This is a genomic window from Micromonospora sp. NPDC005172 (genome assembly GCF_040608555.1).
GTDB lineage: Bacteria > Actinomycetota > Actinomycetes > Mycobacteriales > Micromonosporaceae > Micromonospora.
The window spans coordinates 20,503-46,288 of sequence record NZ_JBEXIL010000014.1 but is presented as its reverse complement, the minus strand read 5'-3'; the positions used below and the strand labels follow the sequence as shown (position 1 = coordinate 46,288).

Genomic DNA, 25,786 nt, shown 5'->3' with positions numbered 1-25,786 from the left:
GTTCCGCGTGCATACGGCGTTGCTACTCGGGTGCGGTCGTGAGGGATTCGTGCCGTGGCGGTCGCTGGACTGGTGCCGGACGAGGTTTTTTCGACTATGTCGCTGACGGTCCGCCGGACGGCAGGCACCCGATCAGGTGATCGTGACGGTGGTGCTGTGCCAGCCGGTCGCGCCGTCGGGGAAGGGCGCGACCCGTTCGTCGGTCTGGGTCGCACCGGTGGCATCGGTGGCCCGTACACGCAACGTGTGGCTGCCGGGGGTGGCGTCCCAGCGGTAGGTCCACTGCCGCCACAGGTCCGGCGACGGACCGTCGGCGAGCAGTGCCCGCTGCCACGGCCCGTCGTCGACCTGCACCTCGACGGCGGTGATCCCCCGCCGTTGCGCCCAGGCGACCCCGGCGATCATGAGAGGTCCGGCGCGGCGTTGGGCGAAGGGTTGCGGGGTGTCGATGCGTGATGCGGTCTTGACGGGCGCGTCCGCGGCCCAGCCGCGCTGCACCCAGTAAGGGTCGAACGCGTCGAACGTGGTCAGCTTCATCGAGGTGAGCCATTTGCAGGCGCCCACATAGCCGTAGAGGCCGGGCACGAGCATGCGGACGGGGAAGCCGTGTTCCAGGGGCAGGGGTTCGCCGTTCATGGCCACGGCCAGCATCGCGTCGCGCCCGTCGAGGATCGCCTGGAGCGGAGTGCCGATGGTCATACCCTCCACCGAGCGGCTGACCAGCTGGTTCTGCCCGGCGTGGATGCCCGCCTCGCGCAGCAGCGGGGCGAGGGGGACGCCGATCCAGCGGGCGGTGCCGATGTAGGGGCCACCGACCTCGTTCGAGACACAGTTGAGGGTGATGTCACGCTCGACGAGGCCACGGGCGAGAAGATCCTCGAATTTCCAGGTACGAGGACGGTCGACCGCCCCGTCGAGGGTCAGTCGCCAGGTCTTCACGTCGACCTGCGGGACGGTGAGAGCCGTGTCGACCCGGTAGAAGTCCCGGTTGCGGGTGAGGAACACCGAGACTCCGTCGACGCCGGCGGAGACAGCCGCGGGTAGCGGCGGCGCGGGGCGCACGGGCGGCGGGATACGAACGGCGGCACGGGAACGGTCACCGAGCGCGCTGCCGCGACCGACAGCCTCGCCGATCGCGGCCGTGGAACCGGCGCTCAGCGTTGCCCCTGCCGCCGTGGCCAGGAACTGACGGCGGTTGAGCAGCCTCGGCCGGCTCGACGCGCCCACCCGGACCGTTCGGGCGGCGCGCACCACCACCAGCATCGCGGCCGACCCGACACCCGCACCTGCCAGCACCGGCAGGACGTCCGAGGGCGTCGCCCCCGGACGGGACAGAACGGCGGCCGCGCCGACGGCAGCGAACACGGCGAGGCCGGCCAGACCGTAGCGTCTTCGTCGAACCGCCGCCGCGCCGAGCAGAACCGCGGCCAGGGCCAGCAGCGCGTAGACGCCGACGAGGAGTGCGATCTTGTCGTGGGCGCCAAAGGTGCGGATGGCGAACGCCTTGACGGGCTGCGGTGCTTGGTCGATGGCGACACCGCCGACTGCCAGCACCGGATCGGCGACGGGGGCGAGCAGCGCCGCGAGGAGATGCGCCACGGCGAGGGTCACTCCGGCGGTCAGCACGCCGACGACGGGGCCGCGGAGGGCGGTCATGCTGAGGGACGGCCCCGACCGGCGGGCCGCCGGCCGGGGCTCGATGTCGGTCGACGCCATCAGCTCTTGGGCATCAGAACGGTGTCGACGATGTACACGGTGGCGTTGGCCGTCGAGACGTTCCCGCAGACGACCATCGAGGTGCCGTTGACGGTGAACGACGAGCCACTGCCGGTCACTTCCAGGTCGCCGCCCTGCAACGTCTTGTGGGTGCCCGCCAGGGTGTCCGGCGACAACTGGGTAGGCACCACGTGGTAGGTCAGCACCTTCTTCAGCATGGCGTCGTCGGCCAGGACCTTGTCCAGGTCCGCCTTCGGGATCTTGGCGAACGCGTCATTGGTCGGCGCGAATACCGTGACGCCCTGCGCGCCGTTGAGCGAGTCGACCAGGTTGGCCTTCTTCACGGCAGTCACGAGGGTCGACAGCAGCGGGTTGCCGGACGCGGCCGTTGCCACCGGCACCTTCGCCATCGCGTCGAAACTACCCGGGTTGGAGGGATCGGTCGGCACGGCGGCGCATCCCGAGCCGAACTGACCCGACATCATCGTCGACGGCGATGCCGATGCCATCGGCGCGCTGGCCGACGTGCTCGGCGCGCCGCTGGCACCGTCGTCGCTGTCGGTGCCGCCGCAGGCGGACAGGGCCAGCACTGCGATCACGCCAACCGAGGCAAAAAGGCGTCGCTTCATCCGAACTCCTCAAATGCTTGTACGTCACTGCTGTTGTCATGAGGCATTCGAGGCCGAGCCGGAGACGGATGGGCGCAAGGTGGAACGAATTCGGCGCGCTCGGTGGCTGCGGTGTCGGAGGCACACTGTGGGCCTCGCCGCTGGACAGGGGGCCTCGCTCTCGACGAAGGTGCGTGCCCCCGTCAGTCGTGCCGCAAATGTCTACCGACCGGCGCGCAGGTCACCAAGGACCTGCACAGCCTCGGCGCCGACCTGCGCCGGGCAGCCCCAGTAGTCGTAGATGCCACCGCGGTCGCTGTTGTGGCCGCAGATGACAAACACCCCCGTACCCAGCCGGTGTTTGAACTCGGTGGCCAGCCATCCGACGAACCCGCTGTTGTCCACGCCCGGCGGGAAGTGGAACGAGAAGACCGTGAAGCACTCGCCGTCGGTCGCGCCGCCGCTTGGCGCGAGCCAGGACCACCGGTCCTCGTCGCGCACGACGGCAAGCAGGTCGACCGTCAGGGCCGGTGGCTGAGTGAGCGGCGCCTCGTGAAACGACCACTCACCATCGAAGATGACCAGCTCCGCAGCCGCGATGACCTGCCGCAGCCGCAGCACGGTCTCGTCAGGGGACTCCTGGCTGATGCCGACCATGCGACGATCGTGCCCGATGATGCCGGCAGCCGCAGTCGCCCTCGACACACCGCTGCTGGCGAATCCTCCGGCGTCCTGCCCGCCCAGCGCCGCGAACGCGCCAGCGCTGCCCGATTCGAGGGCGTAGCCGCGGCGCGTGCGGCAACGTCTCGACCCGGGTTCCGTCGAGACGGGGCGTGCGACCCATCCACAGCAGGAGAGCGGACGGGCTCGTGAAATACACATCGAATGGCTGTCGTCGATGCGACGACCGGGCCATTGGCGGCGGCAGCGGAACGTGCTCAACTGTGCTGGTGGCCCGCCGCCCCGCGCCGGGCGCAGGACGGACCTCAGTGCATCGGTCGTACTACCGGGAGGTCAGGTGTCCCGTTCCCCGTACCGTCCTGACGTCGTACTCGTGCCCGCGTGGGTGGCGGAGCGTCCGGAAACGGTCGAGCGCCTCAACGAGCTGCTGGCCGAGGCTGGTCTCGGCCAGCCGTTGTCCCCGCCGGTTGCCCCCGCACCGCCCGCCGTCGAACTGGTGGAGCTGCCCGTTGCGGGCGACCCGGTGGCCGTGGCTCGGGCCATCCGCCGGCTGGCCAGCCGATCCGACGTCGACGTCGACGTGCCGGAGTGCCTCCCCGACTACGAGTGCGTTGCCGCCACGGTGGAGGACGACGCCCGACCGGAGAGCACTCTCTACCCGTACTTCCGGGCCAGCGGCTGCAAGAGCGGGCATGGCACCGTTGCGTGGCTTCCGGCACCCGACTACGTGATGCTGCCGAAGCCCCTACGGCGCCCGGCCAGCCAGTTACCGGGCGGACGGCCCGTGGTGGCGCTGCTCGACACCGGGGTACGGGAGCACGACTGGCTGGCGGAGACCGACGGCGAGCCGTACTGGGAGGAAGCGCAGGGATGGACGCCGCGGCGCACTCTTGCGGAGGTCGCCGGCCAGGAGAGCCGCGGCGAGGATGACGATCCGGACTTCGGTAGTCATTGGGGGCACGGCACCTTCCTCGCCGGACTGGTCCGCCTCGAGGCGCCCGACGCGCGGATCCTCTCGTTGCGGGTGATGAGCGACGCGGGCCGGGTCAGCGACCTCAACGCGGCACACGCGCTGAACTGGCTGGCGGACCGGGTCGGCGACGGTCACCGCGTCGACGTCGTGCTGACCGCGTTCGGCCGCCCACTGGTCGGCCAGGACGAAGAGATGGAGCCGGTCCGCAAGGCGCTCAAACGCCTGGCGGACCATCGGGTTCCGGTGGTCGCCTCGGCCGGGAACGACGGTACTGACAACCCCGTCTATCCGGCTGCCTTCGCGGTCGACCCGACGCTCACGGTCGTCAGCGTCGGAGCCTGCGCGACGCCGACCGCCCGGGCGCCGTACAGCAACCACGGGGTGTGGGTGCGCCAGTGGCACGAGGGCACCAACGCGGTGAGCATCATGCCGTTGTCCACGGCACCGCTCGTCGAGCTGGGCGCGTACGCCTACTGGACCGGCACCTCGTTCGCGGCGGCCCGGTACGCGGGCCGGCTCGCCCAGAGGCTGGTGCCGGCACCCGTGCGACTGTTGGACTGACGACATGCCCAACGTGCCGGTGGACCGGGCAGGCGCGTCACTCGACCGCGCGGCCCGCCTCGCCGAACGCCTCGAGCGGGCCAGGGCTGGCGACCGGGATGCCCTCGACGAGGTGGTCCGGGACCTCAACCCGCTGCTGTGGCACGTCGCCCGGGCACAGGGCCTCGACGCCGAGGAGGCGGCCGACGTCGTCCAGACGACCTGGCTGGAGCTGGTACGCGGACTGCACACCATCCGATCCCCGAGCGCGCTCACCGCGTGGCTGGTGACCACCACCCGCCGGGAGTCCTGGCGGGTACGGGGGCTCGCACAGCGGCAGACGCCGCATGACGCGGCGAGGCTGGAGTCCTCGCCCGACCCGGAGCCCGGCCCGGCCGACCTGCTGCTGTCCGAGGAACGTGACCGGGCGCTGTGGCGGCACGTGGCGCGGCTGCCGCAGCGGTGCCGGGCGCTGCTGCGAATCGTCGCGCACGTCGACCGCCCCGACTACACGGCGGTGGCCGAGGCGTTGGGCATGCCGCGCGGCAGCATCGGGCCGACCCGCGGCCGGTGCCTGGCGAAGCTGCGGGAGATGCTGGCCGCCGACTCGACGTGGAGCCCGACATGACCACCCCGCACTCCTCCGACCAGCCGCTCGATGACCTGGACCAGGTGATTCTGGACCAGCTGGCCTCGGTGCTCGCCCAGCTCGACCCGCCGCCTCCCGACCTCGACGACCGGGTACGCCTTGTGCTGGCACTCGACGACGTCGACCGGGAGGTCGCTCGGCTGCGCGAAGAGCAGCTCGTCGGCGCGGTGCGGGGCACGGAACGGACCCGCACCCTGACGTTCGACGCGGAGAGTCGAACCGTGATGATCACGATCGTGGACCGGCCCGACGGCCTGGTCCGGATCGACGGCTGGCTCGCGCCCGGCGCCGCCGTACGGGTCGAACTGCGGTACCCCGCGCCCGACCCGCCCCAGACGGTGGAGTCCGACGCGTCCGGTCGGTTCGTGCTGGACGGCGTGCCACACGGCCTGGCGCAGGTGGTGGTGCACCCGGCACGCGGCGAGCACGCGCCCCAGGTGGTCACGCCGGCCCTCGCCCTGTGACATGGACCCGACCGCGCTGGCTCGCCGGGCCACCCGCTGGCACGCGGCCGGTCTGGCGTCCAGCGACGCCGGCCAGCCAGGGCGGGCCACCCGGGAACTGCGGGCGGGCCTGCGGCTGGCGAAGAGCCACCCGGCCCTGCGCGACATCCACGCCCGCCTGCTGATCAGTCTCGCCTGGGCCGAGTCCGAGCGAGGCCGGGTGGAGCTGGGCTTCCGGCTGCTGGACGAGGCCGAGACACTTGTGGCTCCCCCACAGCGGCCGATCCTGCTCGGCCAGCGGGCCCTGCTGCTCAAACGCAGCGGCCGCAACGAGGAGGCGCTGCGCCAGTACGACGAGTCCGTCGACCTGTTGAGTGACCTCACGCACCCGTCCGATCTGGTCAAGGCGCTCAACAATCGCAGCCTCGTGCACCTGGAGGCGGGCAACGTACGGCTCGCCCGGGCCGACCTGCTGCGCTGCGCCGAGGTCGCCGCCCGGCACGGGCTCGGCCTGCATGTGGCCATGGCGCGGACGAATCTGGGTTGTCTCGACGTGATCGCGGGTGACCTGCCCGCCGCGCTGCGGGCGTTCGCCCGCTCCGACGTCGACTACCGGGCGCTCGCGCCGGGCCGGCTCGCCAACCTGGCCGTGGAACGGGCTCGCGCGCTGGTCGCCGCAGGGCTGTACCGCGAGGCCGAGCGTCAACTCGCGAGCGCGGTGGAGCGGGCGACGCAGCAGCAGCTCGGACACACGTACGCGGATGCTCTCCAGGTTCGCGCGGAGGCGGCTCTGCTTGCCGGCGAGCCGGTCGCTGCCGCGCGGTGGGCCCGACACGCCCGTGCCGCGTTCCTCGGCCGTACGAACGTCCGCCGTGCCGCCCTGGCTGCCCTGCTCGAGCTTCGCGCCGACCAGGCAGTCGGCGAGGTCGACCAGGCGACGGTGGCCCGGCGCGCCGGGGTGCTGGCCGGCCGGTTGGCCCGGCTCGGGTTGCCCGAGGACGCCCGGGTCGCCGATATGGTCAAGGCCCGGGCGCTGGTGTCCGCCGAACGACCCCGCCGGGCGGCGGAGCTGATCGGGCGACAGACCGGACCGCGGCGGACCGATCGCCTTGACACGCGTCTGCTCTGGCACCTGGCCCGCGCGGAGGTGGCGGCCTCGGTCGGCCGGTCGGCCGAGGCCCGGCGGAGTCTGCTGGCCGGAATGACCGCTCTGCACCGGCACCGCGCCCGGTTCGGCTGCGCCGACCTGCAGACCGGGGCCGCGGTGCATGGCCGCGACCTGGCCCGAGCGGGGCTCACCGCGGCGCTGGCGGAGGGTTCCGCCAACGCCGTCTACCGGTGGTCCGAGCGGGTCCGGGCCCAGGCGCTGCTGCTGCCGCCGGTACGGCCACCCGACGACCCGGTGGCGGCCGAGGCACTGGAGGAGCTGCGCCAGCTACAGCACCGCGTCCGGCAGGCCGAACTCGCGGGCCGCCCGACCGTGCCCTTCCACGGGCGAATGGAAGGGCTCCGGCGGATGATCCGGGAGCGCGCCTGGGCGACGCCGGGCCCCCGGGACGCGGCGCCGCCGACGCCGGCGCCGCTGAGCGCCGTGACGGCGGAGTTGGCCGGCGCGGCGCTCGTCGTGTACGTGGCCGCCGGGGACGTCCTGCGTGCGCTGGTGGTCACCGACCGGGCGACCTCGGTGGTGGTGCTCGGTGATCGCGGCGCGGCGGAGGAGGCGGTACGACGGTTACGCGCCGACCTGGACGCGCAGGCGGGCCGGGCGATGCCCGCCCGGCTGGCGGCCGTGGTCCGCGACGCGACGCGTCGGGACGCCGACCGATTGGGCTCGATGGTGCTCGACCCGGTGCTTCCGCTGGTCGGCGACCGGGAGCTGGTGGTGGTTCCGACCGGGCTGTTGCTGACCACGCCCTGGCACGCCCTGCCAGCGTGCGCGTCCCGGTCGGTCACGGTGGCGCCGTCGGTCGCGGTCTGGCTGGCCGCCCGGCGCCGCCTGAACGATGCCAGGCCCACCGTTGAGTCGTCGGCGGTGACGGTGGTGGCGGGACCGGGAATCCCCCGGGGTGAGGCGGAGGCCCGGGCCGTGGCGTCGCTGCACCGAGGTGCCGCGTTGCTCACCGGGCCGGAGGCGACCCCGGCGGCGGCACTCGCGGCGATGGCGGGCGTCGGCCTCGCCCATATCGCCGCGCATGGGCAGCACCAGATGGAGAACCCTCTGTTCTCCACGCTGGAGCTGGCCGGCGGTCCGCTGATGGGATATGACGTGCAGGAACTGCGGACCGCCCCGCGTACCGTCGTCCTGTCCAGCTGTGACCTGGGCCTGACCGATGTGCGGCATGGCGACGAGGCGCTCGGGATGCCGACGGCCCTGCTCGCCGCGGGCACCGCCACTGTCGTCGCGAGCGTCAGCCGGGTCGCCGACGAGGCGGCCATGGAGATCATGGCCGCCTACCATCGGGCGGTCGTCGCCGGTCGGCCGCCGGCAGCAGCACTGGCGGAGGCCGTACGCGGCAACCAGCAACCGAGCTTCGTCTGTTTCGGTGCCGGCTGAGCCGACAGCCTCAGAATCCTGCCGACAGCAGGTATCCAGGATGCCGCCCGGTCCCCCATCCAGGCATGACTGACCACAATGTGAGGAAGCTCCGACGCCGGGCGGCTCTCGCCGCCGGCATCACCGTGCTCGCCGTGGCGGCCAGTCTCCTGGTCGGGTGCCGCACGAACGGCGGCGCCACCAGCGGCGGCGCCCAGAACCGCCCGGGCACCGCCGACGGCCTCGCGAAGATCGCCGGAGGCGGCTGTCCGGCGGCCGGCACCCGGAGCGGCGGACTGCTCCCGAAGCTGGACGAGGGTAGCTACACCTCGGTCGAAAACCCCTGCCTGCCGTACGTCGACCTGGTGAGCGAGGTGACCCAACGGATCGTGCCCGGGCAACGGCCCCGGGTCGGCCAGTTCCTCAACAACCTCGGCCGTTTTGCCGACCGGCTCGGGCAGGTCGACGACGCCGTCCAGTGCGCCTACCAGACGGACCGGTTGGCGGTGCGGATCTACCAGAGCCGGCGCGACTCGTGGGCGATCGGCGTCGTAGCGGTCCTCCGTGGCCGCCTCGGCGCGGTCGCCGACACCGCCGCCTGCTTCCTGATCAAGCAGATCCCGCTCCTGGATCTGGCCACCCAGGGCATCGGACCGGACCAGGACAACCCGGCGTACTGCTTCGACACCAGCCACCAGAAACGCGATGGCGAGGACTACACCATCATGTGGATCGGCTCGTCGGCGCTCACCTGCCGGGGACTCCAGGACGGCCTGGTTCCCGGCGATGGCCGGCTCGTCGCGGTCAAGGCCCGACCCGACGTATCGCTCCGCGCCGGCCCTTCCACGGGCGACCGGGTGTTGCGGAAGGTGCCCGACGGCACGTTGGGCCGGGTGACCTGCTACCGCACCGGGCAAGCCGTCAAGGACGACGACGTATGGGCCCGGACGACAGTCCTCGGAGAGACCGGCTGGATCGCGGCGGCATACCTGGACAGCGCTCTGCCGATCCGTGGCACCGGGTTGTGCCCGGGCGGTGGATAGAACCCGACGGATCGGTATCTGCACCGGCCCTGCCGCCACGTATTGACAAGACCGGCGGAAAGTCGTTCCGCCGGAGAGGGGAGCAGGACAGATGTGCGGTATCCAGATCGGCGCCGAAGAGCTGGAGAACATCCTCGTCAACCGAGGGCCGGACGTCTCCGTTGAGGAGGCCGCCGCCTGCGGCGTCCAGATCGGGGCACCGGAGGTGAGCCGGGTTCTCGCCAATCGCAGTTCCGCACAGCTCACGGACGCCGCCTGCGGGATCCAGATCGGCGCGCCGGAGAACGCCACGCTGGAGGGCAACGCCAACCCGAACGCCTAGCCGGGCACATCACCGCGGGGCCCGTCGGCGGCTACGACTGCCTACGGGTCCCGCTCACCCGACATCCGGCAGCACCGATGGAGGTGAATCATGATCGGCACCCGCCTGGACGACATCGACGCGCCGCGTCTGATCCGTAGCGAACACGGCTGGTGGTTCATCGGGAACCAGACCTGGACCCTGCTGCGGCCCGAGTGTGTGGGGCCCGACGGCACGATGGATGCCACCACCACTGGCTTCCTTCACCGTACGGGGGCGTTCCGGCCGCGTCTGCCGGCCTCGTTCTCGCTGACCGTGCTCACCACGACCACCTGCAACCTCGGTTGTGGTTACTGTTTCCAGAACACGGGGCTGGACGACACCGGCGGCGCACGGCCACCACGGATACGGCGGGCCTGGCTGGACACCGACACCGACACCGTCGAGCGCATCATCACATTTGCCCGCGACCGGATGCGTCGAGCTGAGCTGGATCGCCTCTACCTGCTGCTGTTCGGCGGTGAGCCGCTGCTCAACCCGCGCGGCTGCCTCAGCCTGCTGGACAGGGCCCGTGCGATCGGGCTCGACCAGTCCGCCATGACCACGAACGGTGTTCTGCTGAGCCCGCGACTGGCCCGCGAGCTGTACGAGGCAGGTCTGAACGGCGTGCAGGTGACGTTCGACGGCAGCCGGGCTGACCATGACCAGATCCGGGTCAAGCGGTCCGGGGCGCCCACCTTCGATGCCATCCTGCGCAACGTGGCCCGCGCGACTGAGGTGACCGGGCTGAACTGGAACCTGCGGGTGAACGTGTCGCACCACAATGTCGACCGGATCGCCAACCTCGTCGGGGAGCTGGCCGCCGACCTGAGCCCCGAGCGGTGCACGATCACGTTCGCCTGGGTGGGGGACGCGGGCTTCGGCTACCGCAACACCATGCGGCACATCGACGATGTGAGCGACGCGTTCGCGAGTTGGAGCATCGCGGCACTGGAAGCGGGCTTCCGGATGGTCCGACCCAGCATGAGAACCATCTGCCACATCTGCTCGGAGCCGGGTGGTCGGTACGGCGCCGTGGTCAACGCCGACGGTCACCTCTTCAGCTGCTGGCAGTCGGCCGGAAAGCCCGGCTTCGAGGTGGGCAGCGTCGACGAGGGTTACCTGGACGTCACCAGTGTCCCGGAACGCTGGGTGCGCTGCGGTTACGAGTACGAACAACCGGATCTGACGCTGGCCGACACCTTCCAGGACCGGGTGGACGGCCGGTTGCTCGACTACCTCTACACCAGCGGCCGCCTGTGAGCGAGCGGCCACCCCCTTCTCGACAACGTGGAAGGAACGATCATGAATATCCTCAGCCGGACGTCCATGGTGCTCGCGGCGTGCGTCGGACTCGTAGCCGCCAGCCTGGGGGTCGCCTCGCCTGCCAGTGCCGCCACCGAATACTCATTCCGATCCCAGAGTTCCGCCACCGCTGAGCAGCCCTTCGGCAGCCTGTGTATCGACGTGTCGTACGCCAGCACCGCCAACGGCACGGCCATCAAGCAGTGGCCCTGCTACGACGGCCCGGCCCAGAAATGGACCATGGTGTACGAGGGCAGGTGGGAAGGCGTCGTCTACTACCAGCTTGTCAGCTCGCTCTGGTCGGCGGACGGCCCCAAGTGCCTCGACCTGCCCTGGGGCAACCCGGCAGCCGGTCAGACGCTGCAACTGTGGGACTGCCTGGGGGTCGCCCGGCAACTCTGGTCGGTCACACAGATACCCGGTGTGAATGGATACGCGCTGCGCAACCTCCAGACCAAGCAGTGCGTCGATGTGCCCTGGGGCGACCCTGTCGCGGGCAACGCCGTGTGGCAGTGGACCTGCAACAACACCGCCGCTCAGCAGTGGGTCCTGAGCGCCTGGTAGACCGGCCACCGCGAAAGGCGCGTCGCCCGGTGCACCGATCAGAAACCCGCCGCCCCGTCGTCGGTTCTGGTGGCCCCCTCGCACCGATGAAAGGATCCATGACCATGACCGACGCCAGACCGCGGCGTGCCGACGAGGCCACGTTCATCGAAGCGGCCCGCTCCGACGACGCGGAACGGCTCGCACAGTTGACGGAGCGTCACCGCCGGGAGTTGCAGGTGCACTGCTACCGGATGCTCGCGAACTACGAGGACGCCCAGGACATGACGCAGGAGACGTTCCTGCGGGCGTGGAACAAACGAGAGTCGTTCAGGGGCAATGCGTCCCTGCGGACCTGGCTGTACCGGATCGCGACGAATGCCTGCCTCGACTTCCTGGAGAAGCGCAACGACCGCACACCCGTGACTGCCGAACTGCCGGGCCCGGGCTCGGAAGTGCGTTACCTGCAGCCCTACCCGGACCAGATGCTCCCGATGGACCCGCAGGATTCGGTGGTGGCGCGGGAGACGATAGAGCTGGCCTTCATCGTCGCCGTCCAGCACCTGCCGCCGCGGCAACGGGCGGTGTTCATCCTGCGCGACGTGGTCGGCTGGCCAGCGTCGAGGGCCGCGGAGGCCCTCGAGCTGACCGTCGCATCGGTGACCAGCGCACTGCAGCGGGCGCGCGTGACGATGCGCGAGCAGCTACCCGACCGCCGTCTCGACTGGCGGAGCGCCGCAACGCACGAGCTGTCGAACGACGAGCGCGCCGTGGTGAAGGCGTACATCGATGCCCACGAGCGCAACGACCTCGACGGCCTGATGGCCCTGCTCCGCGACGATCTGCGGTTCACGATGCTTCCGACGCCGGGCACCTTGATCGTCACGGCGAGGAACGCGGTGGACGGCTGGGTCTCCAACGGGCTCTTCCAGCGCGGCTACGACGACTGGCGCTGTACCACCACGACGGTCAACCGGATGCCGACCGCCGCGCTGTACCTCCGCACCCCCGACAACCCGACGTACCGGCTGTTCAACATCGCGGTCCTGCGCATCGTCGACGGGAGGATCGCCGAGCTCACCGGATTCGGCGCCGCCGACAAACCATGGCTGAACCTGCCCCCGACGCTGTGAGCACGACTCGCAGCAACGGGCTCGTGTTCATCGTCTTGTCTCGTATCGGGCCAGCACTATGCCGCCGGGAAAGGTCCGCGTCTCGATGAGCTTCAGGTTCACCCAGGTGTCCATCGCGGTAAAGAACGGCGTGCCTCCGCCCACCAGGACCGGGTAGGTGACCAGGGCGTATTCGTCGATCAGCCCGGCCCGCATGGCCGCCCCGGCAAGCGTCGCGCCGACGATGTCCATCGGGCCGCCGTCCTCGGCCTTGAGCCGGGTGATCTCGGTGACCGCGTCGCCGGTGACCAGGCGGGTGTTCCAGTCGACCGTCTTGATCGTCGAGGAGAACACCACCTTCGGCATGTCCCGCCAGCGGCGGGCGAACTCGATCTCTGTCGGTGTGGCACCGGGCTGCTGGTCAGCGGTCGGCCAGTGAGAACTCATCGTCTGCCACAGCTTGCGCCCGTACAACGCCAGGTCAGTCGCCCCAACCCGGGCGGACCACCACTGGAACAACTCGCCGCTCGACGACGAGTCCGGCCCCTCACCCGCACTCCAGCCGAGGTCATCGCCCGGCGCGGCGATGTAGCCGTCCAGGGTCACATTCATCCCGAAGATCAGTTTCCGCATTCTGCCAGCCTTCCGTGGGTTGATCTCACACGTACAGACGGGCACGGCGCGGAAACCTAATCGGTCGAAGCCCACGAGCCGTAGCCGGCGGCGTCGACGGATCTCCGGTGGGCGGCACGCCGACGTCTTGACCGCCGTCAGCGCCGGCATCCTCGGTCGAGCCGGTGTCGCGCTCGACCGAGGATGGCTCTATGCCGGCTCGCGCACGCCGCCGGCGTTGCCACCGTCGTCGGGCATCGGTTCGGCCGGGGCTTCGGGCAATTCGTCCGACGCGCCAGGCAGAAGGACGCTCGCGTCGTCGGGCACCGGTTCACGTGGGTCGATGGGCGGATACTGTTCGGGGTCGAGATCCGGTTCAGTCATCAGGCGAGTATCCGTCGTCCTCCGCACTGCCGCTCGTCGGGCCCGCGAGCCGGACGGCCTCACCCTCGCCAGGCGACTCGCGGCGGCCGCGACGCGCGCCTCAACGAAAATCGTCCTTCACCCTTTGATTGGCTTCAACCACGAACCCTCCACTTCGACAAGCTGACAATTGACCCCATCGCCGATAGTGGAATTCACGATATTCTGGCGACGACCGCTGAGATGGTTGGGGGGATCCGGGGTGAACGAGGAAGAGGCCCAGGAAAGCCCTCCACCTGGCAGCACAGATGGTGTCTCCGACAAAGACGCGTCGCCCCCGGCCACAGGAGGTAGCGAAGAGCGGCAACCCCACTCTCCGTCGCGGCTGTGGGAAGCCGTGGTCGCAATCTCCACCGCTGCCGGGGTGATCGTGGCGCTCGCCGTCGGCTTACCGACTCTTCTGGCGGACAGGTCTGCCGAGTCCGACCGCCTCCCGGCGTCCGCGCCCCCGGCGTCGCCGCCGGCGCCAGCGCCCAGCACCCCACCGCCTGTCATGATCCTCACGCCTACGTCGACAGATGACACGACCGTGAAGTGTGTGAAGGACGCCTGCGCCGTCGAGGTGCGCGGCAGGACGCTCGCGGCGACGGGGCTGCATTCGTATGTGCTGATCGCGCGCGAATGCTGCCCCGGAGACGCGCCCCGGTACTACGTCCAGTGGGATTCCACGCAAGAGGTCCCCGGTGGAGACTGGGTCGCTCTGGCCTACGTCCAGAAGCCGCCCGTCAACGCGACGTTCCAGATCAAGGCGATTCTCACGACTTCCGCCGTCCGGCCGACGCCCGGAGGCGATGACCTCGTCGTCTGGTCCGACGACATGGCAAAGGACGTCGGTCTCGTCGCGGAGACTCCGACGCTCACCGTGAAAGTCGCGGGCATCGTCCAGGCGACCGCGTTCTGCGACTGCTCATAGCGAGAGGTGGCCTCGTATCGCAGCGCTTGTCATAGCGGGTTGCCACGACGCGCGGCCTGGTCGACCTTGACCGGGATGGCGCAGCGGATGCCACGCAGAGCGTTACGGCCCCGGCATGGATCGGAAACAGTGCCGGGCAAGCATCGGACGGGTGAGCGCATCGTCCATGATCGATACGCACTGCCCCTACTGCGCCATGCAGTGTGGCGTATTCCTGACGATCGGCGACGGGCCGCCTCTACTGGCGCCCACCGAGTTCCCGGTCAACAGGGGTGGTCTGTGCGCCAAGGGATGGACGGCTGCCGACCTTCTCGACCACGGTGACCGGCTGCTGAGCTCTCTCGTCCGTAAGGACCCCGGCGATCGCACCAGCCCGTTGCGAGCGGCAGACTGGGACGAGGCCCTCGACCGTATCGTCGACGCCATCCGTACCAGCCAGAACCGGTACGGCCCCGACAGCGTCGGGGCCTTCGGTGGCGGCGGGCTGACCAACGAGAAGGCGTACGCGCTGGGCAAGTTCGTCCGGGTGGCGCTGCGGTCGGCGTCGATCGACTACAACGGCCGGTTCTGCATGTCGTCCGCGGCGACCGCTTCGAACCGCTCCCTCGGGATCGACCGTGGCCTGCCGTTCCCCCTGGCCGACATCGCCCAGGCGCAGGCCGTGCTGCTGGTCGGCGCGAATCCGGCCGATGCGCTGCCGCCGTCCATGCAGTACTTCGACGCCGGACGGGCCGCCGGCGCGCGGCACGTCGTCGTCGACCCCCGCCGTACGACCACCGCGGGGGGAGCTCACCTCCACCTGCAGCCACTGCCGGGCACGGACCTCGCACTGGCGAACGGGTTGCTGCACGTCGCGATCCGCGAGGGCCTGGTCGACGAGACGTACGTGCGCGACCGCACGAGCGGCTTCGACGCGGTCCGCGCCACCGTCGCGGCGTACTGGCCGGACCGGGTGGAGCGGATGACCGGCGTACCGGAACGGGACCTGCGGGAGACGGTACGGCTACTGGCCGACGCCACGTCGGCGATGGTGCTCACCGCTCGCGGTGCCGAGCAGCACAGCAACGGCACCGACACGGCGCAGGCGTACCTCAATCTGGCCCTCGCCCTGGGCCTGCCCGGGCGGCCCTTCTCCGGCTACGGCACGATCACCGGGCAGGGCAACGGGCAGGGTGGCCGCGAGCATGGGCAGAAGGCCGACCAACTGCCCGGCTACCGGCGTCTGGACGACCCTGCGGCGCGCGCACACGTAGCGGCCGTCTGGGGCATCGACCCGGACGAGCTGCCCCGGCCGGGCCGGTCGGCGTGGGAGATGCTCGACCGGCTCGGTACCGACGACGGAGTACGCGTGCTGCTCGTGCTCGCCAGCAACATCGCCGTGTCGGCACCGCACGCCAACCGGGTGATGGACCGCCTGCAGGCGCTGGACCTGCTCGTCGTCTCCGACATCTTCCTCTCCGAGACCGCAGCCATGGCCGACGTGGTGCTGCCCACGGCTCAGTGGGCGGAGGAGGACGGCACGATGACGAACCTGGAGGGACGCGTCATCCGCCGCAAGCGGGCCCTGCCACCGCCGCCGCAGGTCCGCACCGACCTGCGGATGCTCGCCGACCTCGCCGGCCGGCTCGGACGCGGCCGCTACTTCGACGACGACCCGCGCCGCGTCTTCGACGAGTTGCGCCGAGCCAGCGCCGGCGGGACAGCCGACTACGCCGGAATCACGTACGAACGTATCGAGGCTGAGCAGGGGGTCTTCTGGCCATGCCCGAGCGAGGACCATCCGGGTACGCCGCGGCTGTTCACCGACCGGTTCCCGACCGCCGACGGGCGGGCGAGGTTCTTCCGGGTGGAGCACCGCGATCCGGCGGAACTGCCCGACGCCGACTACCCGTACGTGCTGACCACCGGCCGCAACATGCAGCAGTACCAGAGCGGCAACCAGACCCGCCGGGTCGGTGCCCTGACCATGGCGCTGCCCGACGCCCGGGCGGAACTGCACCCGGACCTCGCCCGCCGGCACGGCATCGCGGACAACGACGTGGTGGAACTGCGCAGCCGACGCGGGCGGGCCTTCTTTCGGGCGCGCCTCACCAACGGCATCCGCCGCGACACCATCTTTGCCCCGTTCCACTGGGGCGGCAGCTCGGCCGTGAACGCGCTGACCGACCCGGCGCTGGACCGCCATTCGCGGATGCCGGCCTTCAAGGCCTGCGCGGCGTCGATCGCGCGCGCAGGCGGCCCGGACGACACCGACCTGTTGATCAACCCGCCGCCCAATCCAGCATCTCTTTGAGCAAGGGAGCGTCGCTGTGCACACCACTCCCCGTTTCTTGCAAGGCGTCTACAGCTTCGAGGGCAAGGGCCTCGACCGGCCCGGCCTCGTCGACGGCACGCTCAGCTACGTGGTGCCGGACGGCGTCGTGGCCCAGCCGGTCTACTTCCGCGGCGGCAATGCCAGTGCCGAGCTGATCTGTGTTGTGCTCATGCGCGACGGCCAGCCGATGCGGTACTTCCCGATCGGCGCCAGGTCCGACGTCCACGTGCCGCTGCGAGTGGTCGAGGACCTCGACTCCGGCACCGGCATCGAGGTGCACGTGGCGGCGCCCGCCGGGGTTTCCGGCACCGTGATCGTCGACCTGGGTCTGGTCGAGGTCTGATGGACATCGTCGACCAGCGCCGCCGCCTCGTCGTGGTGGGCAACGGGATCGCCGGCGCCCGCACGGTCGAGGAGATCCTCGAACGCGGCGGGGGCGACCAGTTCGCGATCACGATGTTCGGCGAGGAGCCGTACGGCAACTACAACCGCATCCTGCTCTCCAACGTGCTCGCCGGGGCCGACGACGAGGCGGGCATCTTCCTCAACGACATGTCCTGGTACGCCGAGAACGGCATCACCCTGCACGCCGGCACCCGGGTCACCCGCATCGACCGCTTCGCCCGACGGATCTACGCGGACGACGGCACCGAGACGCCGTACGACAAGCTGATCATCGCCACCGGCAGCCGGGCGTTCGTCCCGCCGATTCCCGGCATCCACCGCCCTGGACGCGGCTACCACCAGGGCGTGTTCGCGTTCCGCACCATCGACGACACCCGCAACATGGTCCGGTACGCCCGCGAGCACGAGCGCGCGGTGGTGATCGGCGGCGGCCTGCTCGGTCTGGAGGCGGCGCGTGGCCTGCAAAATCACCTGCCCCACGTGACCCTGGTGCACGCCGCCGGCCATCTGATGAACGCCCAGTTGGACGCCCAGGCGGGCGCCATCCTGCGGCGCAGCATCGAGCGACTGGGCATCGAGGTCGTCCTCGGCGCGCACACCACCGAGGTGCTCGGCAAGCACGCCGTGACCGGAGTCAAACTCAAGGACGGCCGCACCATCGCCTGCGACGTCGTCGTCGTGGCCGCCGGCATCCGGGCGAACGCCGAGATCGCCGCGACCAGCGGGCTGCCGGTGGAGCGGGGCATCGTCGTGGACGACCAGATGCGCGTGCAGGACGAGGTCGACATCTACTCGGTCGGCGAGTGCGCCCAGCACCGCGGCGCGACGTACGGCCTGGTGGCTCCGCTGTGGGAGCAGGCTCGGGTGCTCGCCGACCACATCACCGGAACGAACCCGAACGCGGCGTACCACGGCTCTCGACTGGCCACGAAGCTCAAGGTGGCGGGCGTGGACGTCGCGTCGATGGGCCTGAAGGAGGCGGAACGCGACGACGACGAGACGGTCGTCTTCGCCGAGCCGCGCAAGGGCGTCTACAAGAGCATCATCATCCGCGACGACCGGCTTGTCGGCGCGACTCTCCTCGGCGACGTGCGGAAGGTCGCGTTCCTCATGCAGGCCTTCGACCGTGGGCTCGCCCTGCCGAAGGAGCGGGTCGAGATGTTGTTCGACCTCGGCGCGCCGTCGGCCGACGTGAGTGCCGCGGAGCTCGGCGACGACGTCCAGGTGTGCAACTGCAACGGCGTCACCAAGCGGGCGCTGGTCGGCACCGTGCAGGGTGGCGTGAAGACGCTCACCGGTGTCATGGACGCCACCCGTGCCGGCAAGGGCTGCGGATCGTGCAAGGGCCTGGTCGCCCAGATCGTCGAGTGGGCCGCTGACGGCAAGGTCGAGGACGACCCGGCCGCGAGCTGGTACGTCCCCGGTGTGCCGATGCCCAAGACGGAGCTGATGGCGGTGATCCGCGAACACGGCCTGAAGTCCGTCTCCGCGGTGTTCGCCACCCTCGTGCCCGGGGGCGCGGAGGACGCGAAGAGCAAGATGGGCCTGGCCTCGCTGTTGAAGATGATGTGGGGCGACGAGTACGTCGACGAACGCGACGCCCGCTTCATCAATGACCGGGTGCACGCCAACATCCAGCGGGACGGCACCTTCTCGGTCGTCCCCCAGATCAAGGGCGGCGTGACCACACCGGCGCAGCTCAAGCGGATCGCCGAGGTGGCCGAGAAGTACTCCGTACCACTGGTCAAGATCACCGGCGGCCAGCGCCTCGACCTGCTCGGCATCCGCAAGGAAGACCTGCCGGGGGTGTGGGCGGACCTCGACATGCCGTCCGGGTACGCCTACGGCAAGAGCTTCCGTACGGTGAAGACCTGCGTCGGCTCCGACTTCTGCCGCTTCGGCGTCGGCGACTCCACCGCTCTCGGCATCGCGATCGAGGACCGGTTCAAGGGCATCGAGGGCCCCGGCAAGATGAAGCTCGCCGTCACCGGCTGCCCCCGTAACTGCGCCGAGGCGTACGTCAAGGATCTTGGTGTTGTCGCCATCGACGGCGGCAAGTGGGAGATCTACGTCGGCGGGGCCGCCGGCGCCCACGTACGCAAGGGGGACCTGCTCGCCGTCGTCGACTCGCCCGACGAGGTCATCACCCTGACCGGCCGGTTCCTGCAGTACTACCGGGAGAGCGCGAACTGGTTGGAACGCACGTACGCGTGGGTGCCCCGGCTCGGCATCGACCACATCCGGGCCGTGGTCGTCGACGACAGCGACGGCATCGCGGCGCGGCTCGACGCGACAATGGACGCCTCCGTGGCCGCATACCGCGACCCGTGGCTGGAACGGCGCGACCCGGTCACTCCAGGGCAGTTCCGTACCTCCCTGCCGTTGGCGGTCCTGCCCCAGGTGCCGGTCCGCGAAGCCGTACCGGTTTCTGTCCCGGGGCCGGTGGTGCCGTCGGTCGGCTCCGCCGTGCCGGGGCCGGGCTCGGTGACGGACGGCTCGGCCGGCAACGGCCAAAAGGGCAACGGCCACCAGGGCAACGGCGCCGGCCCGGCATCCGCGAGGCGGGCGTGATGGCCAAGCTCGTCGCCGTGGAACACCGGCTCGGGCCGGTCGACGAGATCCCCCACGGGGAGGGGCGTGCCTATGTCGTGGGGGCCGACATGATCGCCGTCTTCCGGCTGCGTGACGGCAGCCTGCGCGCGGTGTCGGCGGTCTGCCCGCACGCCGGCGGGCCGCTCGCGGACGGCCTGGTGGACATGACGGTCGTCGTCTGCCCTCTGCACCAGAACACCTTCGAGTTGGCGACCGGCTGTTCGACCACCGGACAGTCCCCACTCACTGTGTACCCGGTCCGTGCCGACGCCGACGGACGCCTGGTGGTGGGCCTGCCGCCCACCTGAGGATCGAATCGAGCCGACCGACGACTTTCACTGGGAGGAACCATGACCACGGCCGTGCCCGGCAGCATCGAGCAGGACCGGCGCAGCCTGACCCTTCGCGGACACTGGATCGACGACTGGCGGCCCGAGGACCCCCTCTTCTGGGAACGCCGAGGATCCCGCATCGCCCGACGCAACCTGATCTTCTCCATCTTCTCCGAACACATCGGCTTCTCCATCTGGACGATGTGGTCGGTACTGGTGCTGTTCCTCGGGCCGCAGTACGGCATCGACCCGGCCGGGAAATTCCTGCTCACCGCCGTGCCCGCACTGGTCGGTTCGGTACTGCGTATCCCGTACACCCTTGCCGTGGCCCGGTTCGGCGGCCGCAACTGGACGATCATCAGCGCGTCGCTGCTGCTGATCCCGAGCCTGCTCGGCGCTCTCCTGATCCAGCCCGGCGTCTCGTACTCGACGCTGCTGCTCATCGCCGCGCTGGCCGGCGTCGGCGGCGGGAACTTCGCCTCCTCGATGGCGAACATCAACGCCTACTACCCGGACCGGCTCAAGGGCTGGGCGCTCGGCATCAACGCCGGCGGAGGCAACCTCGGCGTCGCCGCGGTCCAGCTCGTCGGCCTGTTCGTGCTGGCAGTCCTGGGGGCGGGCAGTCCCGGCATCGTCGCCGGCATCTACCTACCGGCGATCGTGCTGGCCGCACTCGGATCCGCGGTGTTCATGGACAACCTCAGCCATGCCCGCAACGAGAAACGGGCCATGCGCGACGTCGCCCGGGAACCGCACACCTGGATCATGTCTCTGCTCTACACCGGCACGTTCGGGTCGTTCATCGGCTTCGGGTTCGCCTTCGGCCAGGTGCTCCAGGTGCAGTTCGCCGATACCTTCGACACCCCGGTGAAGGCCGCGTACCTGACGTTCCTCGGACCGCTGCTCGGCTCGCTCATCCGTCCCGTGGGCGGTGTCCTGGCCGACCGGCTCGGCGGGGCCCGGGTCACCTTCGTGAACTTCGTGGCGATGGCGGTCGGCGCGTCGATCGTCCTGCTCGCCTCCCAGCAACGCTCGCTGCCGTTGTACCTGGTCGGCTTCATCGCACTCTTCGTGTTCAGCGGCGTCGGCAACGGCTCGACGTACAAGATGATCCCGGCGATCTTCCGAGCCAGGTGCGGTGTGCAGTTGACCGCCGCCGGCGCGGCCGACCCGCACGAGCGGGCGGCGGAGCACGAGGCACGGCGCCTCTCCGGCGCACTCATCGGCGTCGCGGGTGCCATCGGCGCGTTCGGCGGAGTCCTCGTCAATCTCGCCTTCCGGCAGTCGTTCCTGACCTACAAGACGGCGGATGCGGCCTACATCGCCTTCATCGCCTTCTACGCACTCTGCTTCGTGATCACCTGGTTCGTGTACCTGCGCCCGTCGCCGCGTCGACTTGACGGCGTCTGACAGCGATGACGTGCTACGGGCTGATCGGTGGGGCTACGACCAACTCCGTGCCCGGGTCGTGATCGATATTCGTTGGTCTCGCGACAATCAAGGTGGCGCGCGCCCACGGTTGCTCCCGTAACAGGAACGGCAGTTCCTCCGCTAGCCAACTCGCCACATGTTCCTGCTGCTCTGGGGAGTTGCCGTCACGGATGATCGTCCAGCGCTCCTGCTCATCGAGGTCACCCTGTATCCACACCGAGGCGTCCAGCCACGCAGCGAGTTCGTCACGGATGATGCCGGTGCCCTCGACCCACACCACGTCCACGTCGGCAGGCACCGTCACCGATCCGGTTCGACCGTGAGCGATCCAGGCGTCAGGGCGAAAGTTCACCGCCTCGCCGCGGTGCAGCGGTTGCAGCACGTTCTCGGCGAGTGGGGCGCCCCAATCGAAGTAGGCATGGTTCCAGGCGATGTCGTCGGTGTGCACGACGGCGGAGTTGGGCACCAACCTGCGTAGCCAGTCGGCCAGGGTCGTTTTCCCTGCGCCACCCCGGCCGTCGATCGCAATCACCAACGGACGGCCGGTCACGTCGGGCGAGGCATCGCGCAACTGTCGTACGACGTCGAGCGCGGTCATTACCCGCCGATCAACGGCCTCGGGCTCGCCGGGGTGTAAGCGCATTGACAGCCGGTACCCGATCGCCGACGGATGAAGCGCCCTTTGAGCCGCGACGCCCGGCAAGCCCACCCGACCACGCGAGCCACCTCGACCCCCTGCCCTGACGCACAAGAGATCCGCTACGAGATCGAAGGCCGACGACGAATTGGCGGGCAGGCCAACCCCAGGAGGCGGGACCGTTCGTGCCCGCTGTTGACTGCCGGAGGTACGGGCTACCGGCACCTGGATGGCACGGTGAGCGCCTTGATCGCCGCCTACAAGGCGGTCACCCACGACAACCCGGCAGTGATGCGGCCCATCGCCGAGGCGGCAGTTCATTCGGGGGTCAACCTTGTGACCCAACGCGGATCTGTGCTGCTCAGAAAGGTCGAGGAGGCTGAGACGGCAAGGAATGCCGACGAAATGTCTCTCAAGGCCCTTGAAATATCTACAGCATCGTTCAACCTCTCGTTCGCCTGCAACAGAGCACTGTTCGAATGACCGCAGCCTTGTCCCCGCCGACTCAACGGCTCCCCAGCCTGCTCCCCTAATATCGGCACGACACGTCGGCAGCCATCAGCGAGCACGGACGGCCTCGCCTCGGACGGCGTCCTGGTGCGGCAAAAGCAACTTGGAGGACGCCCTCCTTGATCTCGTCGGGCCGGGCCCCTGTCGACTGCCGTGCCGGACGCGACCCGTTTGTCCGGCACGGCAATGGGTACCCGTCGGTCCAGCCGACAGGACGATGGACAGAGGTAGGGCGTGACCATGGCGGGAGACGAGCAGTACGAGCGGGGTCTTGAGGCGCTGCGACAGGCCGACGGCGGCGCCGCGCAGAGACTTCTGGAAGCCCTCGCCGACGTCTCACCCGAACTCAGCCGTCGCTCCGTGGCCTGGTCCTACGGGGATCTCTACGTCCGGCCCCAGCTCGCGCGCCGGGACCGGGAGCTACTCACCCTCGGCATTCTGACCGGTCTCGGTGATGCCGGGTCCCAGCTGGAGGTACACGTCAACGGGGCACTTAACGCGGGTTTGACGCCGTCGGAGATAGTCGAGGCGCTGCTGCAGGCGGTGGTCTACTGCGGCGTGCCGAGGGCCGTCAACGCCACGCTCGTCGCCAAGAAGGTCTTCGCGGAGCGCAACCTGCTTCCTGTCCCGGCAAGCCCTACCCCGGCCGGCTAACCTCACCGTCGTCAGCCGGTAGGTGCTACCTGGCGGAATTGTTCGTAGACCCGCAGGCACGACGCCAAGGTATCGCCACGGCGATGATCGAGTGGGTGGCGAAGGACGGCGATGAACATGGCTCCCCGCGCCTGTACTGGAATACCGAGGTCGACGCAGACGCCCGCGCGTTGTACGACAAGATCGCCGTCTACAGAGACTACGTCGTATACAACTACTCTCGGCCTGCTGCCACCGCCGTGATGTAGACGAATCAAACATTCATCACACAGATGCCCTCCGCTCAGACGCTCTGCTATACCGAACGACGAGCGCCGACGGCCATGCAGGCTCAGCTGTTCCCGGGCGCTCAGTCGCAGTGACGGTCCTTCAGTGGCTCCCGCTGCACGGCCGCCGACGGGACCACGTCCATCCCGCGGGCCCCCGGTGACACCGCGCCGATCAACCGGAGATGGTCCATCCGCCCGCGTAACGCCTCGACCGCGCCCGGCAGGCCCAACCTGGCAGCCTCCTCTGCGGCGAGGTTGCGCAGCAGCGGAGCCACCCCGATCTGGCCGAACTGGAACCCGAGTTGGCTGTGATAGCTGGCGGCGGCCGTCACCTTCCTGGCCAGGTGATCGCTGATGTCGGCGCCCGCCTCGACGCCGTCGGGCACGCCACGCCACGGTGACGCCGCTGGTTGCCGGCTGACGTACGGCACATCGCGCCACCACAGGCCGTCCGGCCTGAGCGCGGCGACCGTCTCGCTGACGACGCGATGGTCGGCGTGGTCGCCGAGGGCCTGCGGAGCGAAGATCAGGTCGGCCTCCGCCAGGTGCGGACGCAGCGCTGGTACGAGGGCAGCCGCCACCCGGTCATCACCTCGGACACCCGCGAAGAGCGCGGCGGGGTCGGGATAACCGCGGTGTGGCGCCTCGGGCAGTGGCAGGTGTACCGGCTGCACCCCGAGTACCGCACAGGCTGCTTCGTCCTCCGCCCGGCGCAGCGCCATGTAGTCGACGTCGGCCGCGATCCCCTTGTCGAGCTGACAGGCCAGGGCGAACGGTGACGGGTCTGGCACGCTGGCGGTGAAGCAGGTGACCACCCGCACCGTCCAACCCGCCGCGGCCAGCGCCGCGAGGGTGCCGCCGACGGAGAACACCGCGTCGTCCAGGTGCGGGCTGACCGCCACCGCGACCCCGGAACCCGTCGTCACCGGCGACCTGCCGTTCCGGGCTGCGGAGCTGGCAGACCCCGCCTCCTCCTCGCGCTCACAGCAGGTGGGGTGCCGCGCGGAAGCGACAGGTCGAGTCGACCGGCGGGTCGGGTATCTCCGGTACGGACGCGGCCAGCCCGTCGTAGACGGCGGTGATCCGACCAGCGATCACCGGCCAACTCCACTGCTGCTCGACGTCACTTCGGGCCTGCCCGGCGAGCCGACGGCGCAGCGCCGCGTCGTCGAGCAGGCGGCGGACGGCGCCCGCCAGTGCCGCCGGATCACCGGCCGGCACCAGCAGACCGTTCTCCTCCGGGCGCACGCAGTCGCGCACGCCGACCACGTCGGTGGAGATGACCGGCAGGCCGCTGGCCATCGCCTCCAGGATGGTGTTGGAGAAACCCTCCGCGTAGGTGGGGCTGACGAAGATCTCTCCCCGCGCGTACACCTCATGGGCCCGCTCGTACGGCACCGCACCGAGCAGTTCGACGGTGTCGAGGAGGCCCAACTCCGTGATCCGGGTCTCGACAGCGCCCAGGTCCGGGCCGATACCCGAGAGCAGCAGACGCACCGGAACCGCCTCCGCGCGAAGCTTGGCGACCGCGTCGAGCAGGTCGAGCACGCCCTTCCGCGCGTCGACCCGACCGTGGTAGAGCAGCACCGCCGGGTCGGAGACCCGACCGGGAGACGCGACCGGCACGAATCGTTCGGTGTCGGTCGCGCCGGGAACGACGGTGAAACGGGTCGGGTCGAGCTCGTGCCGCTGGCTGACCTCGGCGGCGAACGACGGTGATCCGATCAGCAATGCCGGCGCGTGGGCGAAGACCGCCCGCACCAGGTGACCGTGGGTGGTACAGCAGGTGCCGACCCAGTGGCCGTCGCCGCCCTGCACGGAGACCACGGCGGGTAGCCCGGCCGCCCGTGCCGCACGGAGCACCGCAAGCCCGTTGGGGTACGCGTACTGCGCGTGCAGCACGTCGAAGGGTCGGCGGGCGTGCAGCCGCAGCACGGTGTCGGTCATCTCCGCGACGTCGGCCTCGAAGTCCGCCGGCTCGCCCCGACCCACCGCCTGTTCCCCGCGCGCCTCCAGAGCGTGCACCTCGACGCCGGCGGGCACCCGGTCCGACGGAGGTGGGCCTCCGCCGTACACGGCGCGACCCGCGGCGTCGCCTCGGTACTGAGACACCAGGGTGGGCTCGTGACCGGCACGGACCAGGTGCGCCAGCAGGTTCTCGGCGTACGCGCTCATCCCGGAGACCGCCGGCCAGTACCGTCGCGACAC

General features: G+C 70.1%; 26 protein-coding genes. 18 read left to right on the top strand and 8 right to left on the bottom strand.

The window, feature by feature from the left end:
• Positions 1–132: 132 nt before the first annotated feature.
• The 3 genes from ABZV06_RS12390 to ABZV06_RS12380 form a co-directional block, all read right to left on the bottom strand.
• Positions 133–1,656, bottom strand: coding sequence for a molybdopterin-dependent oxidoreductase (locus tag ABZV06_RS12390; protein ID WP_355620911.1), 1,524 nt, complete (start codon positions 1,654–1,656; stop codon positions 133–135).
• 59 nt (positions 1,657–1,715) lie between these two features.
• Positions 1,716–2,345, bottom strand: a complete 630-nt coding sequence (locus tag ABZV06_RS12385; RefSeq protein ID WP_355247841.1) for a fasciclin domain-containing protein — start codon at positions 2,343–2,345, stop codon at positions 1,716–1,718.
• A gap of 201 nt (positions 2,346–2,546) precedes the next feature.
• Positions 2,547–2,981: a DUF6196 family protein gene (locus ABZV06_RS12380; RefSeq protein ID WP_355247838.1), complete on the bottom strand. Its 435-nt coding sequence runs from the start codon at positions 2,979–2,981 to the stop codon at positions 2,547–2,549.
• 361 nt (positions 2,982–3,342) lie between these two features.
• Here ABZV06_RS12380 and ABZV06_RS12375 point away from each other — a divergent pair, with 361 nt between their 5' ends.
• From ABZV06_RS12375 to ABZV06_RS12335, 9 genes are all read left to right on the top strand, one after another.
• Complete coding sequence (locus ABZV06_RS12375) at positions 3,343–4,539, top strand: S8/S53 family peptidase (RefSeq protein WP_355620908.1); 1,197 nt, start codon at positions 3,343–3,345, stop codon at positions 4,537–4,539.
• A 4-nt stretch (positions 4,540–4,543) separates the two neighbouring features.
• Positions 4,544–5,146, top strand: coding sequence for a sigma-70 family RNA polymerase sigma factor (locus tag ABZV06_RS12370; protein WP_355620905.1), 603 nt, complete (start codon positions 4,544–4,546; stop codon positions 5,144–5,146).
• Complete coding sequence (locus tag ABZV06_RS12365; RefSeq protein WP_355247829.1) at positions 5,143–5,631, top strand: hypothetical protein; 489 nt, start codon at positions 5,143–5,145, stop codon at positions 5,629–5,631. Before ABZV06_RS12370 ends, ABZV06_RS12365 begins: the two co-directional genes overlap by 4 nt.
• Position 5,632: 1 nt before the next feature.
• Positions 5,633–8,164, top strand: a complete 2,532-nt coding sequence (locus ABZV06_RS12360) for a CHAT domain-containing protein (RefSeq protein ID WP_355620902.1) — start codon at positions 5,633–5,635, stop codon at positions 8,162–8,164.
• A gap of 65 nt (positions 8,165–8,229) precedes the next feature.
• The gene (locus ABZV06_RS12355) at positions 8,230–9,186 is read left to right on the top strand and encodes a hypothetical protein (RefSeq protein ID WP_355620899.1); all 957 of its coding nucleotides are present in this window, start codon (positions 8,230–8,232) and stop codon (positions 9,184–9,186) included.
• A gap of 91 nt (positions 9,187–9,277) precedes the next feature.
• Positions 9,278–9,508: a hypothetical protein gene (locus ABZV06_RS12350; RefSeq protein ID WP_355620896.1), complete on the top strand. Its 231-nt coding sequence runs from the start codon at positions 9,278–9,280 to the stop codon at positions 9,506–9,508.
• 90 nt (positions 9,509–9,598) lie between these two features.
• Entirely contained in the window at positions 9,599–10,789 is a 1,191-nt protein-coding gene (locus tag ABZV06_RS12345; protein WP_355620893.1) for a radical SAM protein, read from the top strand.
• A 42-nt stretch (positions 10,790–10,831) separates the two neighbouring features.
• On the top strand, positions 10,832–11,395 hold the full coding sequence (locus ABZV06_RS12340) for an RICIN domain-containing protein (RefSeq protein WP_355620890.1): 564 nt from the start codon (positions 10,832–10,834) through the stop codon (positions 11,393–11,395).
• 104 nt (positions 11,396–11,499) lie between these two features.
• Positions 11,500–12,507, top strand: coding sequence for an RNA polymerase subunit sigma-70 (locus ABZV06_RS12335; protein ID WP_355620887.1), 1,008 nt, complete (start codon positions 11,500–11,502; stop codon positions 12,505–12,507).
• A gap of 27 nt (positions 12,508–12,534) precedes the next feature.
• Here the strand turns inward: ABZV06_RS12335 and ABZV06_RS12330 are convergent, their stop codons facing one another.
• On the bottom strand, positions 12,535–13,119 hold the full coding sequence (locus ABZV06_RS12330) for a dihydrofolate reductase family protein (RefSeq protein WP_355247810.1): 585 nt from the start codon (positions 13,117–13,119) through the stop codon (positions 12,535–12,537).
• A gap of 189 nt (positions 13,120–13,308) precedes the next feature.
• A complete protein-coding gene (locus tag ABZV06_RS12325) occupies positions 13,309–13,482 on the bottom strand; it encodes a hypothetical protein (RefSeq protein WP_355247807.1) in 174 nt (57 codons plus the stop codon).
• A 577-nt stretch (positions 13,483–14,059) separates the two neighbouring features.
• On the opposite strand from ABZV06_RS12325, the gene ABZV06_RS12320 reads away from it, so the two are divergent.
• The 6 genes from ABZV06_RS12320 (at position 14,060) to ABZV06_RS12295 (ending at position 21,487) form a co-directional block, all read left to right on the top strand.
• Positions 14,060–14,434, top strand: coding sequence for a hypothetical protein (locus ABZV06_RS12320; protein WP_355620884.1), 375 nt, complete (start codon positions 14,060–14,062; stop codon positions 14,432–14,434).
• 166 nt (positions 14,435–14,600) lie between these two features.
• Positions 14,601–16,727 (top strand): molybdopterin oxidoreductase family protein, encoded by a 2,127-nt coding sequence (locus ABZV06_RS12315; RefSeq protein WP_355621083.1) that lies wholly within the window; start codon positions 14,601–14,603, stop codon positions 16,725–16,727.
• Between the two features lie 16 nt (positions 16,728–16,743).
• Positions 16,744–17,091 carry a molybdopterin oxidoreductase gene (locus ABZV06_RS12310; protein WP_355620881.1) on the top strand — a complete coding sequence of 116 codons (348 nt, stop codon included), beginning with the start codon at positions 16,744–16,746 and terminating at the stop codon, positions 17,089–17,091.
• Positions 17,091–19,724 carry a nitrite reductase large subunit NirB gene (gene nirB / locus ABZV06_RS12305; RefSeq protein ID WP_355620879.1) on the top strand — a complete coding sequence of 878 codons (2,634 nt, stop codon included), beginning with the start codon at positions 17,091–17,093 and terminating at the stop codon, positions 19,722–19,724. Before ABZV06_RS12310 ends, nirB begins: the two co-directional genes overlap by 1 nt.
• Entirely contained in the window at positions 19,724–20,053 is a 330-nt protein-coding gene (locus tag ABZV06_RS12300; RefSeq protein WP_355620876.1) for a Rieske (2Fe-2S) protein, read from the top strand. The genes nirB and ABZV06_RS12300 overlap by 1 nt, the downstream gene beginning before the upstream one ends.
• A 42-nt stretch (positions 20,054–20,095) precedes the next feature.
• Complete coding sequence (locus ABZV06_RS12295; RefSeq protein ID WP_355620873.1) at positions 20,096–21,487, top strand: nitrate/nitrite transporter; 1,392 nt, start codon at positions 20,096–20,098, stop codon at positions 21,485–21,487.
• 13 nt (positions 21,488–21,500) lie between these two features.
• On the opposite strand, the gene ABZV06_RS12290 is transcribed toward ABZV06_RS12295, so the two are convergent.
• The gene (locus tag ABZV06_RS12290; RefSeq protein ID WP_355620870.1) at positions 21,501–22,106 is read right to left on the bottom strand and encodes a hypothetical protein; all 606 of its coding nucleotides are present in this window, start codon (positions 22,104–22,106) and stop codon (positions 21,501–21,503) included.
• A 276-nt stretch (positions 22,107–22,382) separates the two neighbouring features.
• Between ABZV06_RS12290 and ABZV06_RS12285 the strand changes: the two genes are divergently transcribed.
• From ABZV06_RS12285 to ABZV06_RS12275, 3 genes are all read left to right on the top strand, one after another.
• Positions 22,383–22,628 (top strand): hypothetical protein, encoded by a 246-nt coding sequence (locus ABZV06_RS12285; RefSeq protein WP_355620867.1) that lies wholly within the window; start codon positions 22,383–22,385, stop codon positions 22,626–22,628.
• A gap of 267 nt (positions 22,629–22,895) precedes the next feature.
• Entirely contained in the window at positions 22,896–23,309 is a 414-nt protein-coding gene (locus ABZV06_RS12280) for a carboxymuconolactone decarboxylase family protein (protein WP_355621080.1), read from the top strand.
• Positions 23,207–23,557 carry a GNAT family N-acetyltransferase gene (locus ABZV06_RS12275; RefSeq protein WP_355621077.1) on the top strand — a complete coding sequence of 117 codons (351 nt, stop codon included), beginning with the start codon at positions 23,207–23,209 and terminating at the stop codon, positions 23,555–23,557. Before ABZV06_RS12280 ends, ABZV06_RS12275 begins: the two co-directional genes overlap by 103 nt.
• A 101-nt stretch (positions 23,558–23,658) precedes the next feature.
• Here the strand turns inward: ABZV06_RS12275 and ABZV06_RS12270 are convergent, their stop codons facing one another.
• Together ABZV06_RS12270 and ABZV06_RS12265 are read right to left on the bottom strand one after the other, a co-directional pair.
• Complete coding sequence (locus ABZV06_RS12270) at positions 23,659–24,504, bottom strand: PIG-L family deacetylase (protein WP_355620864.1); 846 nt, start codon at positions 24,502–24,504, stop codon at positions 23,659–23,661.
• 55 nt (positions 24,505–24,559) lie between these two features.
• Entirely contained in the window at positions 24,560–25,786 is a 1,227-nt protein-coding gene (locus tag ABZV06_RS12265; protein WP_355620861.1) for a glycosyltransferase family 4 protein, read from the bottom strand.